Annotated in this window: 1 protein-coding gene and 1 pseudogene; both read right to left on the minus strand. The window is 59.8% G+C overall.

What is annotated here, in order from left to right; genetic code table 11:
• Positions 1-44 precede the first annotated feature (44 nt).
• Positions 45-911, minus strand: a pseudogene (locus KME79_RS44275) (IS3 family transposase); the annotation flags it as partial.
• A gap of 11 nt (positions 912-922) precedes the next feature.
• Complete coding sequence (locus KME79_RS44280; RefSeq protein WP_219552667.1) at positions 923-1,216, minus strand: transposase; 294 nt, start codon at positions 1,214-1,216, stop codon at positions 923-925.
• Positions 1,217-1,282 lie beyond the last annotated feature (66 nt).

The following is a 1,282-nucleotide window of genomic DNA, read 5'->3' on the forward strand; positions in this document are numbered from 1 at the left end:
TGAGGGGCTCCGAATTTTCCGGACTCGACCCAAATGAAACTATATCATGCCGCGACTCGGTTATCGAACCATTCCTCTAGTACTTCCGATGGCGGGCGATATCCCAATCCAGAGTGAAGTCTTCGCCGGTTATAGAATCCCTCGATAAATTTGATTACTTCGCGCCGCGCCTCGGCGTGCGTGGCGAACGTCTGGTGATGTACTAGCTCCGTCTTCAGCTTACCGAAGAACGATTCCGCCATCGCGTTATCGAAACAACTCCCGGTGCGTCCGACGGATTGCCTGATGTGGTACTTGCCGAGTGTCTCGCCGAACTCGATCGACGTGTATTGACTCCCTCGGTCGGAGTGAAATGTCGCCCCGTCGGGCATCTCGATGCGGGCCGCGGCCATATCGATGGCCGCGCACACCAAGCTCGCCGGATATCGTACGTCCAGCGCCCAGCCGATCACGCTCTTGCTGAAGCAGTCGATAACCGTTGCCAGGAAAAGCGCACCCTCACCCGTATCGATCTGCGTGATATCACCGATCATCTTCTGGCCGGGCACCTCCGCGCTGAAGTCGCGTCGCACCAGGTCAGGGATCGGGGCCGCGTTCTTGTCCGCGATCGTCAGGCCACGGCGTCGCTTAACCTGCACCGGGACCAGGCGCATCTGGCGCATGAGCTTGCGAACGAGTTCGTCGTCCACCTCGACGCCGGCACGCCTGAGCTCCGCGTGGATACGGCGGTACCCGTAAGTCCGGCCGGATTCGGCGAACACGAAGTCAATCAAGAGCTTGAGGTCCTCGCGCCGTTGTTCGGTCGCCGACATCGGGCGCTTCTCCCAGTCGTAGTATCCGGATTTCGACACGCCGAGCAGACGGCACATCATGATGATCTCGAAGTTAGCCTTCTCAGCGAGAATGAGTTCGTACTTCTCGCTTACGGGAGTTCTTTCGCAAAGAAGGCCGCGGCTTTTTTCAAGAACGCGTTCTCCTGCTCAAGTTCTTGAACGCGTCGTTCCATCTCCTGGAGCCTGGCGCGGTCGATGGCGGCGCGGGCCTCGTCGGTGGTACCAGAGTTCTTCGACTTCTCCGCCTTCACCCAATTGCGAACGGTCTCAGCGACCAGCCCGAAATCGCGGGCTACCTGTGCAGGGGTCTTCCCGTCGTCGATGACGGCCCGCACGACTTCGGCCCGCAACTCGGGCGGATATATCCTCGGCTTCTTCGCCACGTGCTTCCTTCCCGGACTGTCTCTGACCCTACTTGGGTCCGAGTCCGGAAGGTTCGGGGCACCTCA

The sequence above is a fragment of the Nonomuraea harbinensis genome (assembly GCF_019396385.1).
Lineage (GTDB): Bacteria > Actinomycetota > Actinomycetes > Streptosporangiales > Streptosporangiaceae > Nonomuraea > Nonomuraea ferruginea.